General features: G+C 41.5%; 17 protein-coding genes. 3 read left to right on the top strand and 14 right to left on the bottom strand.

What is annotated here, in order from left to right; genetic code table 11:
* Positions 1 to 2 precede the first annotated feature (2 nt).
* The 11 genes from HFA01_RS00160 to HFA01_RS00110 all read right to left on the bottom strand — a co-directional run bounded on the left by HFA01_RS00160 (position 3) and on the right by HFA01_RS00110 (position 11,908).
* Positions 3 to 1,064, bottom strand: a complete 1,062-nt coding sequence (locus tag HFA01_RS00160; RefSeq protein ID WP_146812549.1) for a bifunctional 3-deoxy-7-phosphoheptulonate synthase/chorismate mutase — start codon at positions 1,062 to 1,064, stop codon at positions 3 to 5.
* Positions 1,065 to 1,267: 203 nt separating this feature from the next.
* A complete protein-coding gene (gene ytxJ, locus HFA01_RS00155) occupies positions 1,268 to 1,585 on the bottom strand; it encodes a bacillithiol system redox-active protein YtxJ (protein WP_146812548.1) in 318 nt (105 codons plus the stop codon).
* A 62-nt stretch (positions 1,586 to 1,647) separates the two neighbouring features.
* Complete coding sequence (locus tag HFA01_RS00150; protein WP_146812547.1) at positions 1,648 to 2,070, bottom strand: YtxH domain-containing protein; 423 nt, start codon at positions 2,068 to 2,070, stop codon at positions 1,648 to 1,650.
* Positions 2,071 to 2,084: 14 nt separating this feature from the next.
* Positions 2,085 to 2,504, bottom strand: coding sequence for a DUF948 domain-containing protein (locus HFA01_RS00145; protein WP_146812546.1), 420 nt, complete (start codon positions 2,502 to 2,504; stop codon positions 2,085 to 2,087).
* Between the two features lie 484 nt (positions 2,505 to 2,988).
* Complete coding sequence (murC, locus tag HFA01_RS00140; RefSeq protein WP_146812545.1) at positions 2,989 to 4,284, bottom strand: UDP-N-acetylmuramate--L-alanine ligase; 1,296 nt, start codon at positions 4,282 to 4,284, stop codon at positions 2,989 to 2,991.
* A gap of 197 nt (positions 4,285 to 4,481) precedes the next feature.
* Entirely contained in the window at positions 4,482 to 5,597 is a 1,116-nt protein-coding gene (locus tag HFA01_RS00135) for a nicotinate phosphoribosyltransferase (protein ID WP_146812544.1), read from the bottom strand.
* Positions 5,598 to 5,703: 106 nt separating this feature from the next.
* A complete protein-coding gene (locus HFA01_RS00130; RefSeq protein ID WP_167506121.1) occupies positions 5,704 to 8,712 on the bottom strand; it encodes a DNA translocase FtsK in 3,009 nt (1,002 codons plus the stop codon).
* Positions 8,713 to 8,865: 153 nt separating this feature from the next.
* A complete protein-coding gene (ytpR, locus tag HFA01_RS00125) occupies positions 8,866 to 9,471 on the bottom strand; it encodes a YtpR family tRNA-binding protein (protein WP_146812543.1) in 606 nt (201 codons plus the stop codon).
* Between the two features lie 3 nt (positions 9,472 to 9,474).
* Positions 9,475 to 10,293 (bottom strand): DUF1444 domain-containing protein, encoded by an 819-nt coding sequence (locus tag HFA01_RS00120; RefSeq protein ID WP_146812542.1) that lies wholly within the window; start codon positions 10,291 to 10,293, stop codon positions 9,475 to 9,477.
* A gap of 234 nt (positions 10,294 to 10,527) precedes the next feature.
* Positions 10,528 to 10,845: a thioredoxin family protein gene (locus tag HFA01_RS00115; RefSeq protein ID WP_146812541.1), complete on the bottom strand. Its 318-nt coding sequence runs from the start codon at positions 10,843 to 10,845 to the stop codon at positions 10,528 to 10,530.
* A 34-nt stretch (positions 10,846 to 10,879) separates the two neighbouring features.
* Positions 10,880 to 11,908, bottom strand: coding sequence for a PTS sugar transporter subunit IIC (locus tag HFA01_RS00110; protein WP_146812540.1), 1,029 nt, complete (start codon positions 11,906 to 11,908; stop codon positions 10,880 to 10,882).
* Between the two features lie 191 nt (positions 11,909 to 12,099).
* Here HFA01_RS00110 and HFA01_RS00105 point away from each other — a divergent pair, with 191 nt between their 5' ends.
* On the top strand, positions 12,100 to 14,238 hold the full coding sequence (locus HFA01_RS00105) for a methyl-accepting chemotaxis protein (RefSeq protein ID WP_146812539.1): 2,139 nt from the start codon (positions 12,100 to 12,102) through the stop codon (positions 14,236 to 14,238).
* A 92-nt stretch (positions 14,239 to 14,330) separates the two neighbouring features.
* Positions 14,331 to 14,771, top strand: a complete 441-nt coding sequence (locus tag HFA01_RS00100; RefSeq protein WP_146812538.1) for a YtoQ family protein — start codon at positions 14,331 to 14,333, stop codon at positions 14,769 to 14,771.
* A gap of 235 nt (positions 14,772 to 15,006) precedes the next feature.
* Here HFA01_RS00100 and HFA01_RS00095 read toward each other — a convergent pair whose 3' ends face one another.
* Together HFA01_RS00095 and HFA01_RS00090 are read right to left on the bottom strand one after the other, a co-directional pair.
* Positions 15,007 to 15,507: a DUF84 family protein gene (locus HFA01_RS00095; protein WP_146812614.1), complete on the bottom strand. Its 501-nt coding sequence runs from the start codon at positions 15,505 to 15,507 to the stop codon at positions 15,007 to 15,009.
* 147 nt (positions 15,508 to 15,654) lie between these two features.
* Positions 15,655 to 16,722, bottom strand: a complete 1,068-nt coding sequence (locus HFA01_RS00090) for a M42 family metallopeptidase (RefSeq protein ID WP_146812537.1) — start codon at positions 16,720 to 16,722, stop codon at positions 15,655 to 15,657.
* Between the two features lie 150 nt (positions 16,723 to 16,872).
* Between HFA01_RS00090 and HFA01_RS00085 the strand changes: the two genes are divergently transcribed.
* Positions 16,873 to 17,190: a PepSY domain-containing protein gene (locus tag HFA01_RS00085; RefSeq protein ID WP_075034533.1), complete on the top strand. Its 318-nt coding sequence runs from the start codon at positions 16,873 to 16,875 to the stop codon at positions 17,188 to 17,190.
* Positions 17,191 to 17,224: 34 nt separating this feature from the next.
* Here HFA01_RS00085 and HFA01_RS00080 read toward each other — a convergent pair whose 3' ends face one another.
* A complete protein-coding gene (locus HFA01_RS00080) occupies positions 17,225 to 18,079 on the bottom strand; it encodes a YtnP family quorum-quenching lactonase (RefSeq protein ID WP_146812536.1) in 855 nt (284 codons plus the stop codon).
* Between the last annotated feature and the right edge of the window lie 49 nt (positions 18,080 to 18,128).

The raw sequence follows: 18,128 nt of genomic DNA, 5'->3' as shown, positions 1-18,128 counted from the left end.
CTTTAAATATTTTTTAATTCTTCCATGAATGAGTGGAACGTCGGGATATCCATTTGTTGTGCTGAATCGGACAGGGCTACAGCTGGGTCTGGATGAACCTCTGCCATTACTCCATCTGCACCAATAGCTAAAGCCGCTTTTGCAGCAGGTAGTAATAGATCACGACGCCCTGTAGAATGTGTAACATCCACCATTACAGGTAAGTGAGTTTCTTGTTTTAGGATAGGTACTGCAGAGATATCCAGGGTATTTCTCGTTGCTTTTTCATACGTACGGATGCCCCGTTCACAAAGAATGATATCTTGGTTTCCTCTTGAAATAATGTATTCCGCTGCATTGATGAACTCAGAAATTGTCGCGGACATCCCTCTTTTTAATAGGACCGGTTTATTCACAGAGCCGGCCGCTTTAAGAAGTTCGAAGTTCTGCATATTACGTGCACCAATTTGGATAACATCCAAGTAATCCAGGGCTTCTTCCAAGTCCGCAGGATTTACGATTTCACTGACAACTGCTAAGTCTTGTTCGTCTGCTGCCTGTTTAAGCATCTTAAGACCTTCGATCCCCAGCCCCTGGAAATCGTAAGGGGATGTTCTTGGCTTGAATGCACCTCCGCGCAGAAGTTTAAGCCCTTGATCTTTGACAGCTTTTGCAACGGTTGAGACTTGTTCATAACTTTCTACGGAACAAGGCCCCATGATGAAGGAAGGTGCTCCACTTCCAACCTTTTCTCCTTTAATTTCTACAACTGTATCTTCAGGTTTTTTCTTCCGTGATACAAGCAGGGCTTTCCTGTGATCATCTTCTTGTAACTCCAAGGCTGCCTTGAAAATTTCTTTGAATAAGTGAACGATTGTTGAATCCTCGAAAGGACCCTTATTATGTTGAGATAATTGGTTGAGCATGGCTCTTTCTCTCACAGGATCAAAACGGTTCATCCCCTGCTGCTCTTTGATCTGACCAATTTCCTTTACCAGATCACCGCGTTTATTGATTAAATTCAAAAGCTGTAAATTTACCTCATCTAATTGGCTACGCAGCTGGTCAAGATTTTGATTACTCATTATGTTCGTCCCCCTACAAAGAATTTAGTGTTATGAAATGGATGAATACTTTAAATAATTAGGGACAATTATAGCTAATATTTCGACAGTTGTCACCCCTATAAAAGGTTTTCATGAAATTCTTTATGAAAAGTTTAATGAACCTTCATAATCATTAGCTTCCTAAACAAAAAATGGCCTGCTCTTTGGCAGGCCTACACATGTTAGACTCCCAATAATCTCTCCTTAGTAATTGCTGAGTGACTGTCATGCCATACAGCTTCACCTTCTTGAAACTGAATGACCTGAGGAGACTCATGACGGATTCCTGTGAATTCAGCAATGTGACCGGACAATTCTCTCGATTCCTGTACATAAAGGATAAAGCATGGAACAGATGTTTCTTCAGCAAAGCGATCGTACTGTTGGTGAGCGGCTGCACTAATCGGACATGTTAAACTATGCTTCAGTAAGAAAAACTCGTGGTTCGCTTCTACGATGTTTATAAATTCCTCTTTATTTTTAATCACTTCTTGTTTCAAGATGATTCCTCCTTCAACAGAAAAGATGGAGGTTGAATGTTCAACCCCCATCTCATATTTCATTATAAATTAGATGATGTCGTGGAATCTTGCTGCTTTTCAAGCTCTTGTGCAGCTTCCTCAATGGCTTCTGCCACTTCTTGAGCTGCTTTTTCAGCTTCATCTTCTTCATTTGAACGGAAGTTCTTCACTTTATCTTTCACAGCTCCACTGAACTGCTGGGATTTCTCTGTTACGTTTTTAGAAAGTTGGGAAGAAGACTCTACAGCCTTATCTTTCCATACGCCACCTTTTTCATAAGCAACGTCTTTCCACTCTCCTGCACGCTCTTTCCATTCACTGGAACTACTATTGATATTTTCTCTAAGTTCACGACCAGACTTTGGTGCGAAAAGTAGTGCGACGGCAGCTCCTACCAGTCCACCAATTAAGGAACCTAGTACGAAATCTCTCCCATTACCATTTTGTTGATTTTGTTGACTCATAAACGAATTCCTCCTTAAGATTTAGTCTCATCTTTCTTTGCTTTTTTCCACAAATTGATGGCCACTTGCCCCCATTTCATGGCTTGAGCTGCTGTATCCGTATTTTCATGGGCTGATTGGGTTAACCCTTTGGATACAGATCGAATGGACTGGTTGAACTCTTGAACTGTGTCACCGATGCCTTTGACTCCGTCAACTAAAGTATTCAACTTTTGTGACTTTTCTCCGACATCTTCAGCCAATTTATTGGTTTTATTCAAGAGCTCGGTTGTCTCTAAGGTGATTCCTTCCATTTGCTTTTCCACACCCTCAAGTGTGTCAGCAACATTGTTCATCGTACGGCGCACCGCCGTAAGTGTCCTCGCCAAAAATATGACAAGAACAGCAAAAGCCACTGCTGCAATCAATGCAGCAATGTACAGAATAATAATCATTCCCCCTGCACACTCCTTCTTATGTAATCAACACAGTTTAGTTTATACCCTAAATGGGCATTTCTAAACGTGATGGCTACTATAAATGGACTTATTCGCTATCTAATCCCCAAATTCCTTCAAGATTCGGATATTTTGTTCGAAAAAGTTCCCTTTTACTTTTATCGTTTGGCTAACATTTCACTCCACCAAATATTTTCTAGATGGACAGACTCCATTTCATAACAGCGAGATATTGCCGTTAAGTTGGACAGTCGATAAATGGGGATGCTTGAGAAGATTGGGACACTTCCGCGGAATGGATTGGCTTACAACCTGTCATTCCTTTAGCACGGGTGTAATGTAAAAACCGATAATTTTCCACCCCCATGACTTTTCCAATGTCAGGAGTTCTGGCTGGATCAAAACCAAGTCTTCCTTAGCCAGCCATATACTTAATTAAAGAATAAAAAACATGCGGCTTTTATAAAAGCCGCATGTTAGATTAGTCGTTCTGCTTTTCATAAGCCTCTTGGAACTTCTGAATATCCCCTGCTCCCATGAACAATAGAACACCATTTTCATGTGCTGAAAGCTGCTCGACTTCTTCCAATTGCAATACACGGGAGTCTGGAATTAACTCCTGCAGATGATTAATCGTCAGTTTCCCTTCATTTTCTCGGGCAGAGCCAAAGATATCGCAAAGGTAAACTTCATCCGCTTCATTCAAACTTTCCGCAAATTCATTAAGGAAGGTCTTAGTTCTAGTAAACGTATGAGGCTGGAAAATCGCGACAACAGGCCGGTCCTTATACTTTTTACGTGCCGTTTCAATCGTGGCTGTAATTTCAATGGGATGGTGTGCATAATCGTCTACTAATACCTGATCATGCCACTGCTTTTCAGTAAACCGCCGTTTAACACCTTTAAATGTAGCAAGCTTTTTGATTTCCTCTGACTGCATGTTTTCATAATGACACAAAGCGATGACACTTAACGCATTCAATACGGTGTGATTGCCGTATTGTGGAATGGTAAAGGTATCATAATAATTATTTCTGACGAACACATCAAATGAAGTTCCTTCTGATGTTTCGGTTATGTTCTGAGCTTGGAAATCATTGGTATCTGCCAGTCCATAATACAGAACCGGTACATTCGCTTGGATATGTTGGAGGTGCTCATCGTCCCCACAAGCAATGATTCCTTTTTTCACTTGTTTCGCCATTTCCTGAAAGGCCTGGAATACATCATCAATACTACTGAAATAATCAGGATGATCAAAATCAATATTCGTCATGATGGCGTAATCCGGTTGATACGAAAGGAAGTGACGGCGATATTCGCACGCCTCAAAAGCAAAATATTGGCTATTCTCATGTCCCTTACCTGTACCATCTCCAATAAGATATGAAGTCGGGTAGTTTTCAGATAAGACATGTGCCAATAATCCTGTCGTTGAGGTCTTTCCATGGGCACCAGTCACTGCAATACTTGTATAATTCTGCAGCCACTCTCCTAAAAACTCATGATACCGATAAAACGGCAGTCCCTGCTCTTTTGCTTCTTGGATTTCCTCATGGTCATCACTAAAAGCATTCCCAGCAATGATCGTCAATCCTTCATGAATATTTCCCTTTGAAAAAGGCAGGATTTCTATATTCTTAGATTCTAAAACTTCCTGAGTAAAAAAACGTTTTTCAACATCTGATCCTTGAACTTTCTCACCAGAATCATGAAGAATCTGGGCAAGCGAACTCATTCCTGTTCCTTTGATACCAATGAAATGGTAAGTTGTCATAAACAAGAACCTCCAAAATAAAGTGGGTCACTTTAAGTATAGTATATGTAATAATCATGGATATGCGATTTAAAGTTGCGCTATAAAAAACCGCGCACCTGCATTACCTAATCATATCACGGAATGGACTGCAGAAAAAGTAAATATGACCCAATCAAAAGGCACAAACCATCGATGTCCGTGCCTTTCTCAAGCGATCATTCCTCTGCTCCAGTATATTCAACATATTCCAAGCGTGGATTATGCTTGTACCTTCTACCTTCCTTGGCTTGAGGTTCACCATCAATCAATACATTATCCCCTGTAAAACCAATTCCAATTTTCAATAAACTACCACCGACACCGTACATATCTACAGGTACTTTCTTTTCTTCAAATGCTCGAATGCGTTCTTTGGTAAATCCACCGCTGACTACAATTTTCACATGCTTGTACCCTTCCTGGTCCAAGGCACGTCTGAGAGCAAAAATTAATTCAGGGTTTACTCCCCTTGGATCAAAAGTACCCATAAGATGCTGATTTCTTAAGAAGTATTTGTCCACCAGGTTACGTGAAGTATCTAAACGAACACCTTTCAATTCATCTCCGAATTCTCGAGCTACATTTAAAGAATCAGTTATGACATCATTGTTGTAATCAACAAGGGCCATCAATTGATCATCTGGAAATTGTTGATGATAGGCTTTCGTTGCGGCTACGACATCGCCTTTGAACATCTGGATCAACGCATGAGGCATGGTCCCCATGCCCTCTTTGCCCCACCACTCATTCATGGCGTGGGTCGCTTGAGCTGTGGAACCACCAATAAAAGCAGAATAACCATCGCCTGATTGCTGCGTGAAATGATCATCCCGGTCACCCATAAAAATGATTGGTTTCTGCTTACCGGATGAACGAGCTGCTTTAACGACATTATATACATTGGTGGCAACAGATGTTCTTCTCGCTAAGATCCCATCAATAATCCCTTCTAAAAACCCGAAATACTGATAAGGACCAGTAACTGTTAGAACAGTCTCATAAGGACTGATTTTATCTCCGTCTTTCAAAGAATGGATTTCAAGCTCTTCCGGGTGCTCGGCGAACGTATGAATCAACGCGATGACTTCATCGGTTCCGCATAGTACCGCATGATCCTTTTGAAAAAATTGCATCGTTACTTTATTATCAGGTAAATGATTTTCTACAATATCTCTTGTCTTTAAAAAGTAGACAGCAGAAAACCAGCCTTCTGCTACACGTTCATCAAATTTAAACGTTTTGTTCGTTAACCGGCTGATTTCGCCATTCAACTTCAGTGCTATTTCCTTCATGGCTTAACTCCTTAAACATAGAGGTCGTGATCTCTCTCGTTTTCATTCACTGTTAATCATATAAAATTGAGAAGTTTTGCACAAGGTTTTTGCCGAAATGAACGATTTACTCCATCATTTCTTCGATTTGCTGCCTTGTTAATAAGATGTCTCTCGGCTTACTTCCTTTTTGTTCCGAAATAATTCCATAGGCTTCCATCTGGTCAATCAATCGGGCGGCCCGATTGTACCCTACCTTGAACCGGCGCTGAATAAGTGACGCACTTGCTCCATTATGCTCAAGAACAAAATCTACAGCTTCGTCAAATATTTCATCCGTTTCTTCTTCTGTGGAAACCTGCTTCATCAACTCTTCCTGGTGAAAGAGGTATTGCGGAGGAGCGACCTTTTTCACATGGTGAGTCACTCTTTCAATTTCATCATCAGAAACTAAAGCCCCTTGGATACGAACAGGCTGACCTGAACCATTTTCAACAAAGAGCATATCGCCTCTACCCAGAAGTTTTTCGGCTCCCCCTGAATCAATGATGGTTCTAGAATCCACTTGTGATGACACACTAAAAGCGATCCTTGTCGGTATATTAGCTTTGATCAATCCGGTAATGACATCCACAGACGGTCGCTGGGTTGCTAGCAGCAAATGAATTCCGCAGGCCCTTGCTTTTTGTGCGATGCGGCAAATAGCATCTTCGACATCCTGTGGGGAAACCATCATTAGGTCGGCGAGCTCATCAATGACAATGACTAAATAAGGAAGTTTCTCAGAGTCTCTCTGTTGCTTCTTCATTTTTTCATTGTAACGCTCAACGTCCCGCACCCCTTCTTCTACAAATTTTTCATAACGCTCTTCCATTTCTTTCACAGCCCACTTCAATGCAGTGGTGGCTGCTTTAACGTCTGTAATAACCGGTGACACAAGGTGCGGAAGGTCATTATAGGGGGCGAGTTCCACCATTTTCGGATCAATAAGCAAAAACTTCACATCTTCATGGTGTGCTTTATACAAAAGGCTGATCAAGATCGTGTTGATACATACACTCTTTCCTGATCCCGTCGCACCCGCAATCAAACCGTGAGGCATTTTCTTCAAGTTTGTAACTATAGAATCTCCACCGATATCGAGACCTAATCCAACCGTCAGTGGGGAATCATCATTTTGGAAAGCTTCGGATTCAAAGATCTCCTGCAACCCGACCATCATGGATTGTTTATTAGGGATTTCGATTCCTACGGCTTGTTTTCCTGGGATCGGCGCCTCTATTCTTATGTCTCTTGCTGCCATACTAAGTTTGATATCATCAGACAAGTTGGTAATTTTACTCACTTTGACCCCTGGTTCCGGCTGCACTTCAAACCTTGTGACTGTTGGACCTTTCATTGCATTAACGACTTTTGCACGCACATGGAAGTGTCGAAGAGTCGTTTCAAGTAGTTCCATTTGTTCTGTTATCCAACTATCATCTAGAGAAGTTGGACGTACTGGGTCTTCAAGCAGATGAAGAGGCGTATGGTACTCTATTCTTTCACTTTTTTCTTCTATGACTTCCTTGACTGCAGGTTCACCTTTTTTTGGTTCAGGCTTTTTCTCCTGCCTGTTAGGGATATTTCCATGATCACGATTTCTTTTGTCCCGTGGCGTCATCAGGACATTAAAAGGCACACTACGTTTTGCCCCCTCTTTCTTTTTCGAAGGTTCATGGGCATTTGAGGCCTTTTTATTTTTCGTTTCGTTTTCAAATTGAGGTGGTTCTGCACTCTTAGGTTTTTCCACTTCGGTTTGTTGATACATTTCTGTTTCTTCATCAGAAGGATCGGTAGAGGTCGAAAGATTTTCTACCATGTGTTCTTCTACTAATTCAGTTTCCGGCTGGTCCGTATTTTCTTTTGGAGACATCTCCTCTTCCTCACTAAGAGAGGAAGGTTCTTCTTGTTCCTCTTCGTTCTCCTGCTCATTTTCAAGTTCTGTTTGCGTATCCTGTAATTCCGTGACTTCAGAATCTGAATGATCCAGTTGCCCGGTTTCGATTTCTTCATTATTCGTGCTTGCATCTTCTTGGTCATCGGCCATGGATAAAGCTGACTCTTCTTTGGCCTGATTCACACTGTGTGTTTCCTCAAGTTCAGACAACGAGCCTGTCTGTCTTTCATTCGTTTCTCTTTCACCATCAAAGGAATTTGAAGTCGTTTCATCCTCTTCATATTCGTTCACTTCTGAAGGATTTAATGAGTCTTCTTCTCCTCTTTGAATAGCCTCTTGCAGAGATTCAGAAAGGCTCTCTTTGCCCCCCTTTTCTACTTCATCCTCTTGATGTTCTTCATCTTTTCCTTTTTCTAAGGGGATATCCTGTGTGTTTGTTACACCTGAATTTTCATTGTCCATCGATAAGGTTTCTTCGACTGAGTCTTCTGCTGGTTGGTCCATTTCCTCATCAGCGAATGTGAGACCCCGATACTCTTTGGATATACTCGGTCTGATGTCTCTTAGGTACTCACTTCCAGGCTCTTCCTTCGTCTCCTTGGACAAGGTGTTTTCCGTAGTGGCCGCCTCTTCCCGCTCCAGGATTTTCGGTAGATCGGAAACAGTTTTCGGTCTAGAATTTCCTTCATCGACACGTGCTCTCATCCGCTTCCGCAATTCCTGCCATTGCTTTTCATCATTGGAATCCGTAAAAAATTCCGGTTGTGATTGCTGTTCTTCAACGGCATATTCCAACCTTTCCAAGCCTTTAGTAAGTTGGCGTGCTTGGTAACCGTAAATAGGGGATGGAACATCGGTCGGCGTGAATGGGATTGATGAAGTTTCCGGAAGCTCATCAGTCCCATTTTCTTCTTTCCTCGGCCTTTTCTTTCTTTGGGGAAACTCCTCCACAGGTTCCTGTTTTTCAACTGGTTTCTTGCGCCGAGGACGTTGATAACTTTCATTTTCATTTTGAGCTTTTCCTGGAGCATCCGGAATCACAGGAAAACGAAATTCACCTTGTTTCGGGTAGCGGTACGTCATTTTTGTTTTAGCGTTTACATCATTTCTTTCTTCTATTTTATGTAGCGTCTCCTGGTCATTTTTTTCTTCTGTATCCAGCAATTTTTTCATCTTATTTCTTAAGTCTTTCCACATTACGTTCACTCTCTTTTCAATTTTAAAATCACATATAGGATTATCCCTATTTTAACAGGTTTGAGGCATTGGTTGGTTTACAATACCTTTAAAAATGACTTTTGAATCAAAAAAAGCAAAGCAGCTGGGCTACTTTGCTTATCTTTATCCTGATTAAACTTCAAAAGGCTGCCCAATAACAGCATCTTCGTCAAGAACTAAGATTCCTTTTTCTTTTGGTGCATCTGGTAGGTTCAACTCTTTTGCGGAACAAATCATGCCGGAGGAAGGAACGCCTCTCAACTCCGCATCTTTAATTTTCATTCCACCAGGCATAACCGCTCCTACTTTAGCAACAACGACTTTCTGCCCCTGATCAATGTTTGGCGCACCGCAGACAATCTGCAATGTTTCATCTCCAACATCCACTTGACACACACTCAATTTGTCGGCGTTCTCGTGGCCCGCTTTTTCCTTCACATATCCAACCACGAACTTTGGACTTAAATCAAAGTCTAGAACATCGTTGAGCTGATTTTCAGTAAAAAGGTCTTTAATTGGAGTTAGCATCTCTTCGGTCATACGCATTTTCCCTTGCCCATCGAGGTTAAAGTACTTAGAGGCGTTGAAAATATTGTAGCCAAGCAAAGAACCGTCCTTGCTATCTGTTATTTTCACTACATCTCCGTAAGCTTCCTGTTTAAAAGTATCGCGGTTTCCTTCTTTAATTGGAATGATCAGGACATCTCCGATTCCTTGCTTGTTGTAAAATACATCCATGGTCTACTCTTCCTTTCGATCCTTATTCGGTTTCTTCTGAGCAAGAATGAAAATCGGTTCCAGCTGCTTATCCTCATATAAAAACGATAAGGAAGTAACAGGCACCGTTCCTTCTGCAAAGAATTTCATAGCCATCTGGGCTAATATATCATATCCTTCAGAATTTTGGACATCTGCAAAGATAATAACATCCTGGTGAGGGATGCTGATGGCAAGCTCACCTTTACACTCAGCTTTAAGCTTTTCCAGAAGAGCTTCGTTCAGGATACGACTTGCATCGTAGCCGTCCCCTGCTGAATGGAAATAGAAGTCATTTCCATACACGCTGTCTTTTTTCATTTCAACAGGAAGAGAACGCACATTAAAGCCAGCCACTTCCTTAACCCTGTCTAAAGACCAACCTTCATCTTTTAACATTTTCTCATCAATCAATTGATAAGATTTGCCTAAATCCAAAGCATAATATATACGTGTTTCTGCTGTATGGTCAACATAAATCAACTTTTTCCCCTGTTCTGTTTCCGTGGGAAAAGAAGCGGCTCTTATGACAGGAAAAATGTTCTGCTCTTTACCTGTCAACTTGTGATCTTCATTCATAACTCGAAGAGCTTCTTTCACATGGTCTTCTAGCTCATCAATAGCTTCCTCTCCCCGTGCCTCATACTTTGATATTACATTAGGCAGTGTAATGGTAATTCCTTTTCCTGAGTGGCTCCACTCGACACGGAAAGTATCTTTATCTCTATTGAATGTCGTCTTCCATTGATCATTCGCTAATCGTTCTTCAAGTTTTTTCTTCATCTTGATACTTGTCATTTTCATCTTTTTTCCTCCTTTATAATGGGAAGAAAGAATTTGTACATTATTTTCGTTTCTTCAAAACTACATCGTTTTCTATTATACACATTTATACCTACATAACAAAAGCACAACGCTATTCTACGATATGGCAGGATTCTTTTTCATTCCTTTGATGTTCTGCTTAAATTGCAAGTGTCTAGGGATGGAGATTGAATAAAAAGAAACAGACCGCGCCTTGGCACGGTCTGTTTCTTTTTATTGGTCAAGTTTGTTGATAAATTCTTCGATCTGTTCTTTTGTTTTTCGGTCTTTACTCACAAAGCGGCCAACTTCTTCTCCATCTTTGAAGGCAAGAAAACTCGGAATACCGAAAACATCGTTTTCTGCGCAGATGTGGATGAATTGATCACGATCGACATATACAAATGTCCAATCTGAATACTTATCCTCCAATTCTGGAAGAAATGGTTCAATCACCCTGCAATCTGGACACCAGTCTGCAGAAAATAAAAAAATGACAGATTGTTTATTTTGTAGTTCTTTCATTTGCTGATCTGATTCTAGTGTAATCATTTCTGGTCACCTCCAACGCTATTCTAGCACAACATCAATCGTATTGAATAATCATATCACCTGGTTGGATCCACCCTTTTCTGCGGAACCAGAAGGCTACGAGATAACTGATCAAGGCAGGACCTATAAAGTGAAAAACGATAATGATCCAGAAGATTTCCCAGGAGAAACCCATGGACTCAAATGTCATAATTTGGCCCACAAATCCACTTGTCCCCATTCCTGAACCGGCCGCATTATTTTCTACACTCAACCAGACGGCGGCAATAGGAGCAAGGACTGCTCCAGCTATGGTTGGAGGAAGTATGATCAAAGGTTTTTTTACCACATTCGCAATTTGAAGCATAGATGTTCCGATCCCTTGAGCGAGAGCACCACCAAATCCGTTATCTCTGTAACTGATGGTGGCAAAACCGATCATTTGTGCTGCACAACCCACCGTGGCTGCTCCGGCCGCCACACCATCTAAGGAGAGCATCAAAGCAATGGCCAAGCTGGAAATAGGTGCTGTCAATGCAACTCCCATCAAAACAGCCACAAGTGCCCCCATGATGATGGGCTGTTGTTGAGTCGCCCAATTAATAAGGCTGCCTACTCCTGCCATAAAACGTCCAATCGGGGCCCCGATCGCTGCCGCCACACAATAACCTATAATAATTGTGACAAAAGGAGTCAGAATGATATCTATTTTGGTTTCTTTACTGACAATCTTTCCGAATTCCGTCGCTATTAAAGCGGCAATATAACTTCCTGCCGGGCCGCCTAACTCTGCGCCGGACGCTCCGCTGAATAATGCTGCAAATATGACGAGCGGAGGCGCTTTTAGACCATAAGCAATCGCAGCTCCAATGGCTCCGCCCCATATCTTCGTGTCCATTGCAAAAGTACCCATCTCTACAAATGATTCTGATAGAACAATAATATCTGTCTGTTCGCCAATCGTTTTAATAATTAATCCAATAATTAGTGAAGAAAAGAGCCCTAACGCCATATAGCTTAATGCGGTGACAAAATATGCCTGAAAGGACAACTGAATCCCTTTTCTTTTTAAAAAAGTAAGCATTGCTCAACCTCCTGATTCGACCAAAACTATCATACACTCAATTCAAACAGGTGTAAATACACTTATGTTTAGTCAATATAAGCCAAAAGACTCCCTCCCATGCGTATTCCTCCTATTGTTTTACTAGATAAAAAGTTCTATAATTAATCAGTATATAGAGAAATTTGCAAATTTTTCGAAGGAGGGGTCGAATGAGATCGATTAAAGGCCGGATGCGTTTTCTGTTAATCGTAGCGGTCGTTGGAATTTTCGCCATCTTTGTTTTTTCTACATATTTTTTTCAAGAACAGAAAGAGATGGCACAACGATCAAAAAAGGTTCAACAGTCACTCGCTGATAGTCAAGAAATTAATTACTTAATGTCTAAAACCTTGATTGAACAACAAACTTTCTTCCATAAGCCGAGCGCTGACCAAGGGGAGGCAGCAACTGCAGCCATCCAATCAGTAAAAGAAAAAGCCACGAACTTTGCCAAAACGTATAAAAGTTATCCTGAGATTGGCAATCAATTCACGGAAATCACTAAAAAAGCTATGGAGTATGAAGAAGAACTAGGTCCTTTGGTCAATATGTATAAATTAGTGGGCTTTACTGAAGATAAAGGGCTGCATCAACACATACAAACGTCCTATAAAAAGTTCAATGATGTGATTGAGTCTGTGAATAGTGAACCATTGAAAAATTCTTTGCTCGCCATGAAAGTAAGTGAACGAAATTACATTAATGAACCAAACTCTGAGCAATTATCTGCATTTAAAACCAGTTCTCAAAATTTCAAGGAAACCATTAAAGAAATGGATTTGGATCCAGATCAGTCTTCCATCTTGAGCAGGAACCTTTTAAAGTATGAACAGACGATTAACTCCATGGATAATACATTCACACAGGCGAACTCCATTCGCGCATCCTTTGAAGGGATTGCAGCCGATGTTTCAAGTCAGGTGGATCAAGTTATGTCCACAGCCAATCAATTAAATACTACGATGCTTGAAGAGCAGCAACAGAGACAGCAATGGTTAACAACATTACTCGCAATTATTGGCGGAATCATTTTATTAGCCATACTGACCACTGGTTTCTTCTTGATTCGTTCCATAAAAAAATCCATTAACAGTCTAAAGGAAAGTGCCACAATTATTGGTGACGGCGATCTATCTCATCGAGTGGATTTGACTTCCAAAGATGAGATGGCTGAGCTAGGCTTACAGTTTAACCACATGGCTGACAGAATGGAACAATCCGTACGTAAGGTACTACAAGCAACAGGTATCCTTAATACATCTTCTGAAAGTCTTGCAACAATTTCTGATCAAACAGCAAATCAAGCGGAGGAAGTGAACGAAGCCATTAGTCAGGTAGCAGCTGGCTCTCAGGACCAAGCTCAAAAGATTGATGAAACTCACCAATTCATCCAGCAAGTCACAGAAGCGATCACTGATACAAAAAAAGCTACGGGAACAATAGAAGACAGACTGATGGAAGCAGAAACCGAAGGCCATGCCGGTTTACAAACAGTCGCTGAATTAGAAAAGACTTCCAAAGACTTCATCGAACTTGCCTCCCACATGGCAGAGGAAGTTCAGAACGCTTCACGAAAATCTGAAGAAGTAAACAAAGTGGTCACAACCATTGAAGGGATTGCGGACAGTACAAACCTGTTAGCCCTGAATGCCGCTATTGAATCAGCCAGGGCCGGTGAAGCAGGAAAAGGCTTCGCTGTTGTTGCCGATGAAGTTAGAAAATTAGCGGAGCGTTCCAAACAGGAAGCAGGAAGCATTCAAGAAATGGTCACAGTCATGTCTACCCAAATGACGACTCTTTCTGATGAAGCAGAGAAATTTAAACACTACCAATCTTCACAAGGGAAAGCTGTCATTCAAACGAAAGATGCTTTCGACCGAATCGCCTCCTATGTACAATCTATGAATGAACAAATCCAGGAAGTAAATGAAGCTGTTGACGGTGTAGATCGTGTAAATGAAGAAGTGAAAGAAAGGCTCCAAAGTATTAGTGTAATTTCCGAAGAAGCAGTAGCTACAGCAGAGGAAGTCGCCGCTTCTAGTGAAAATCAATTAACATCCATAGAAAAAGTTCACCATTCAGCTACTGATCTTCAAGGACTTTCACAGGAACTTTCTGCTGAAATCAGCCAGTTCACCATCAATGAAAATACAGAGAATAGTCAGGAAGGAATGGAATCTGAAGCCTTGGATGAAGCTTTCAAGGAAGCGGAAGACCAATTGGAAACGGGTGACTTTGAAGAACATTCAATTTCCAAAACGAACAACAAAGAAGAACCCATCCATGAAGAGGAAAGGTTATCTTCATAACTACAGAGAAGTCCAGCAAAAGACCCTTTGCTGGACTTCCTTTTTCACATCTTTCATACTAATGAAAAGGGATTTTTAAGGAGGATAAACCAATGGAATTAACGATTTATTTAGCAGGTCAGATTCATGATGATTGGCGAAATGAGATAAGAAAAAAAGCAGAAAAAGAAAAATTGCCCATCAACTTCGTAAGTCCTCAAGAGAATCATGCACTTTCTGACGATATCGGAGAGAAGATCCTAGGGGAACAGCCAAGTAAAGTGTATCGTGATGATGCTGCATCCAGTATAAATAATTTCAGAACACGTGTTTTGCTGCAGAAATCTGATGCCGTCATCGCTTATTTCGGTGAGTCATACAAACAGTGGAATACAGCAATGGACGCAGGAGCGGCCATCCAAGCAGGAAAGCCGTTAATTTTAGTTAGACCAGAATCTCTTATTCACCCACTCAAAGAATTATCTAATCAAGCTGATGTAACCGTAGAGACATTGGATCAAGCCCTTGAAGTCCTCACCTACTTATACGAATAAACCTCTCTACTAGGGGGCTCATGTACCTGGCAAGATTATGGTAGACTCGATTTCAAAACTTGTGTTGAGAGGATGGAGCTGCGAGGAATGCCTCGCTCCCCAACCACCCCTGACACTCAAAGAGGGCAAACGATCCCCAAAGATCTCGATAAGGAGTGTTCCTCAATCGGGATCTTATGTACATTAACTGAAAGACATAAGAAAAGGATGCATCGAATAAAGATGCATCCTTTTCTTATTGATCGTAGGACCACTGTCCTTTTAACAATTTCACTACATGGGTGAACATTTCTTCCCTGTGAATGACGCCATTCGTAAAAATCCCGATGGCCCCTTCTTTTTTTCTTACATCATGTTTGTCCGTATATTCATCCATGACTTCCCCAAGCTCTTTCCCTTTTTCCAATCCTGCTTTAATTTCATCAGGAAGGGGGATACGAGCACCGCTCGCGGTGTAGACGTTCTCTTTACTATCTACTAGCGCCCCCCAATTACATAGGTAGAGATCATCTTCAATCTCCATGACTCCACCTTCAAGTCCAATTCCTATATTGGCTTTGTTTTGAGATGCACATTCCCTCGCACGGTTGATTGCCCCTTCTAATGTCTCTTCATCAGAAAAAGGTTGAGCTGCAACCTTCGATTCTACTTCCATTCCGATGACTTCCATGTCCGGAAATACACTTTTTACGGATTCAATTTTCGTTGGGTTTTGGGATCCCACATAAATTTTCAGCATAGCGAGCACCTTTCTCCTTCTCTAGCCGTTTATTGCCATTATTTCTCTTGATTGAGGACTTCATACAAGATCAATGGGACCTGTTCACCAATTTTAGCATAAAGTCACGCCGGCTGAAATCAGCTGGCGTGACTTCCATTTCTATTACACATTTCTTCTGATTTGGTCCACGGTATTTTGATCTGTTGTTTTTACCAGTTTGACTAGAAGCTCTTTCGCCGCTGCATAGTCGTCTACATGAATAATGGAAGAAGATGTATGGATGTAACGGGAACATATACCAACGACCGCGGATGGAACCCCATCGTTCGCCATATGAACTCTTCCTGCATCCGTTCCCCCTTGAGAAACAAAATACTGATAAGGAATATCATGAGTTTCAGCAGTATCGAGTATAAATTCACGGATCCCTCTATGTGTCACCATTGAACGATCGAGAATTCTTAAGAGGGCCCCTTTACCTAACTGGCCAAACTCCTTCTTATCCCCACTCATATCATTAGCAGGTGAAGCATCCAGCGCATAAAAAATATCTGGCTGAATCATATTAGCTGCTACCTGTGCTCCTCGCAGTCCAACTTCTTCCTGAACTGTAGCACCTGAATAAAGTTTGTTCGGAACCTTTTCTCCTTGCAACTCTTTTAATAGCTCAATGGAAAGGCCGCAACCATAACGGTTGTCCCATGCTTTTGCCAGCACTTTCTTTTCATTAGCCATTGGCGTGAATGGACAAATCGGCACAATCGGCTGTCCTGGCTTAATTCCGATTTCCTTAGCATCGTCTTTGTCATCCGCACCAATATCAATGAGCATATTTTTAATTTCCATCGGTTTTTTCCGTTGTTCAGGTGTCAAATTATGGGGAGGGATGGAGCCGATCACTCCGACTACGGGCCCTTTATCTGTCATGACCTGAACACGCTGGGCAAGCATGACCTGATTCCACCAACCTCCAAGGGTTTGGAAGCGAAGCATACCGTTATCCGTAATTTGCGTAACCATGAAACCTACTTCATCCATATGACCTGCCACCATGACGGTAGGTCCTTTCCCATTCTTCAATCCAAAAACGCCGCCCAAACGGTCTTGTACAATTTCATCTGAGTACTTTTCAAGTTCCTGTCTCATAAACTGTCGAACAAGGTGTTCATTCCCAGGTGCGCCCGGGAGTTCTGTCAATGTTTTAAAAAGACTTTGCGTTTCTTGATTCATATGTACATCTCCTTTTTTTCCTTCTTTCCATAGTTTAACGGAATTTTGAAAACGTTTCTACAAATGTGTCGTGTTTATAAGTTTTGATTTCCTTTTATCGGGAATATTTAGTATACTGTGGGTTAGAAATAAGTTGTGAGGTGATTGGTTATGAACTGGAAAAAAGTCGCACTAGCAGCTGGTGTAGGAGCATTAGCAGGCTATGTAGTAAAAGAGCAATTGAGTAATGGCCAAGGAGTGACTCCTGAAAAAGCATTAAAGATTGCTAAAGAAGCTTTTAAAAAGCAAGGACCGATCAGTGGTTCATGGATTTACATGAAGCCGGAAGAATTGAACAAGAATGGAATTAATTATGATGTGTACCGTGGAGGTATTTCTAAAAACCAGGACGGAGAAACATCTCAATTTGAATTTTACATCGATACAGAAACAGGAACAATTGTTGACGTTGCCGAAACTACAGCTTAAACATAAAAAATACCCTCGGTCTCGAGGGTATTTTTTATTGATAGTGGTGTTCCTTCTCCTTTAGCTTGTCCAAAACTTGTCCTTCCTCATCAAACTTCAACGCTCTGTACACAGCATCATGGTAAAAAACATACCACGCACGCCGTTGATACCCATACTCCATCCACTTCTTCTTCTCATGTACAGAGGTTACTGGATAATCATCATACGCGAGGGCCCAGAGCGGATTTTGGTGTGCATGCGTTGGCATAAGGTCTGCCATGTGAATGAATACATCATCCCCATCTTCAAAAGTGATGATGGAGTGTCCATGGCTATGGCCACTTGTATGCATCATCTTCAAACCAGGCAACACATCCAAGGAACGTTCAAACGTATGTACCTTTCCTTCGACAGCTTCCCAATTCGCCTGCCAGTACGTATTTTTTGACCTCATATTTGGATGGCGCATTTCGTTCCATTCCACTTTGCTTGTGTAGATGGTCGCGTTAGGAAAAGTAGGAACGAGCTCATCACCTTCCCATCTCGTCATTCCACAAGCATGATCAAAGTGCATATGAGTCATAAGCAAGGCATCGATCTCTTCCGGCTTTATATTTAAGCTATCTAAACAACGAAGGATGGAAGACTCTTCCCAAACTCCAAAATTACGTTTTTGCTTATCAGACATCTTGTCATTTCCTATTCCTGAATCGACCAGCATCTTTTTCCCATCAACCTCTAACAAAATCGGATCTGTTCGCAATTCTATTTGATTGTTTTCATTGACAGGGTATTTTTTGCTCCATAATGGTTTCGGAACTACTCCGAACATAGCTCCCCCATCCATATGAGTCACCCCACCATTCAACCAGGTCAATGAAGCCCGTCCCACTTTCAGTTTTTCCACCGTAATCTCCTCCCAATACCAAAGATAGCTCTAGTTTATCACAATAACT

The organism is Halobacillus faecis (assembly GCF_007991335.1).
GTDB classification, from domain to species: domain Bacteria; phylum Bacillota; class Bacilli; order Bacillales; family Halobacillaceae; genus Halobacillus; species Halobacillus faecis.
This window is presented reverse-complemented; position numbering and strand designations above follow the sequence as displayed.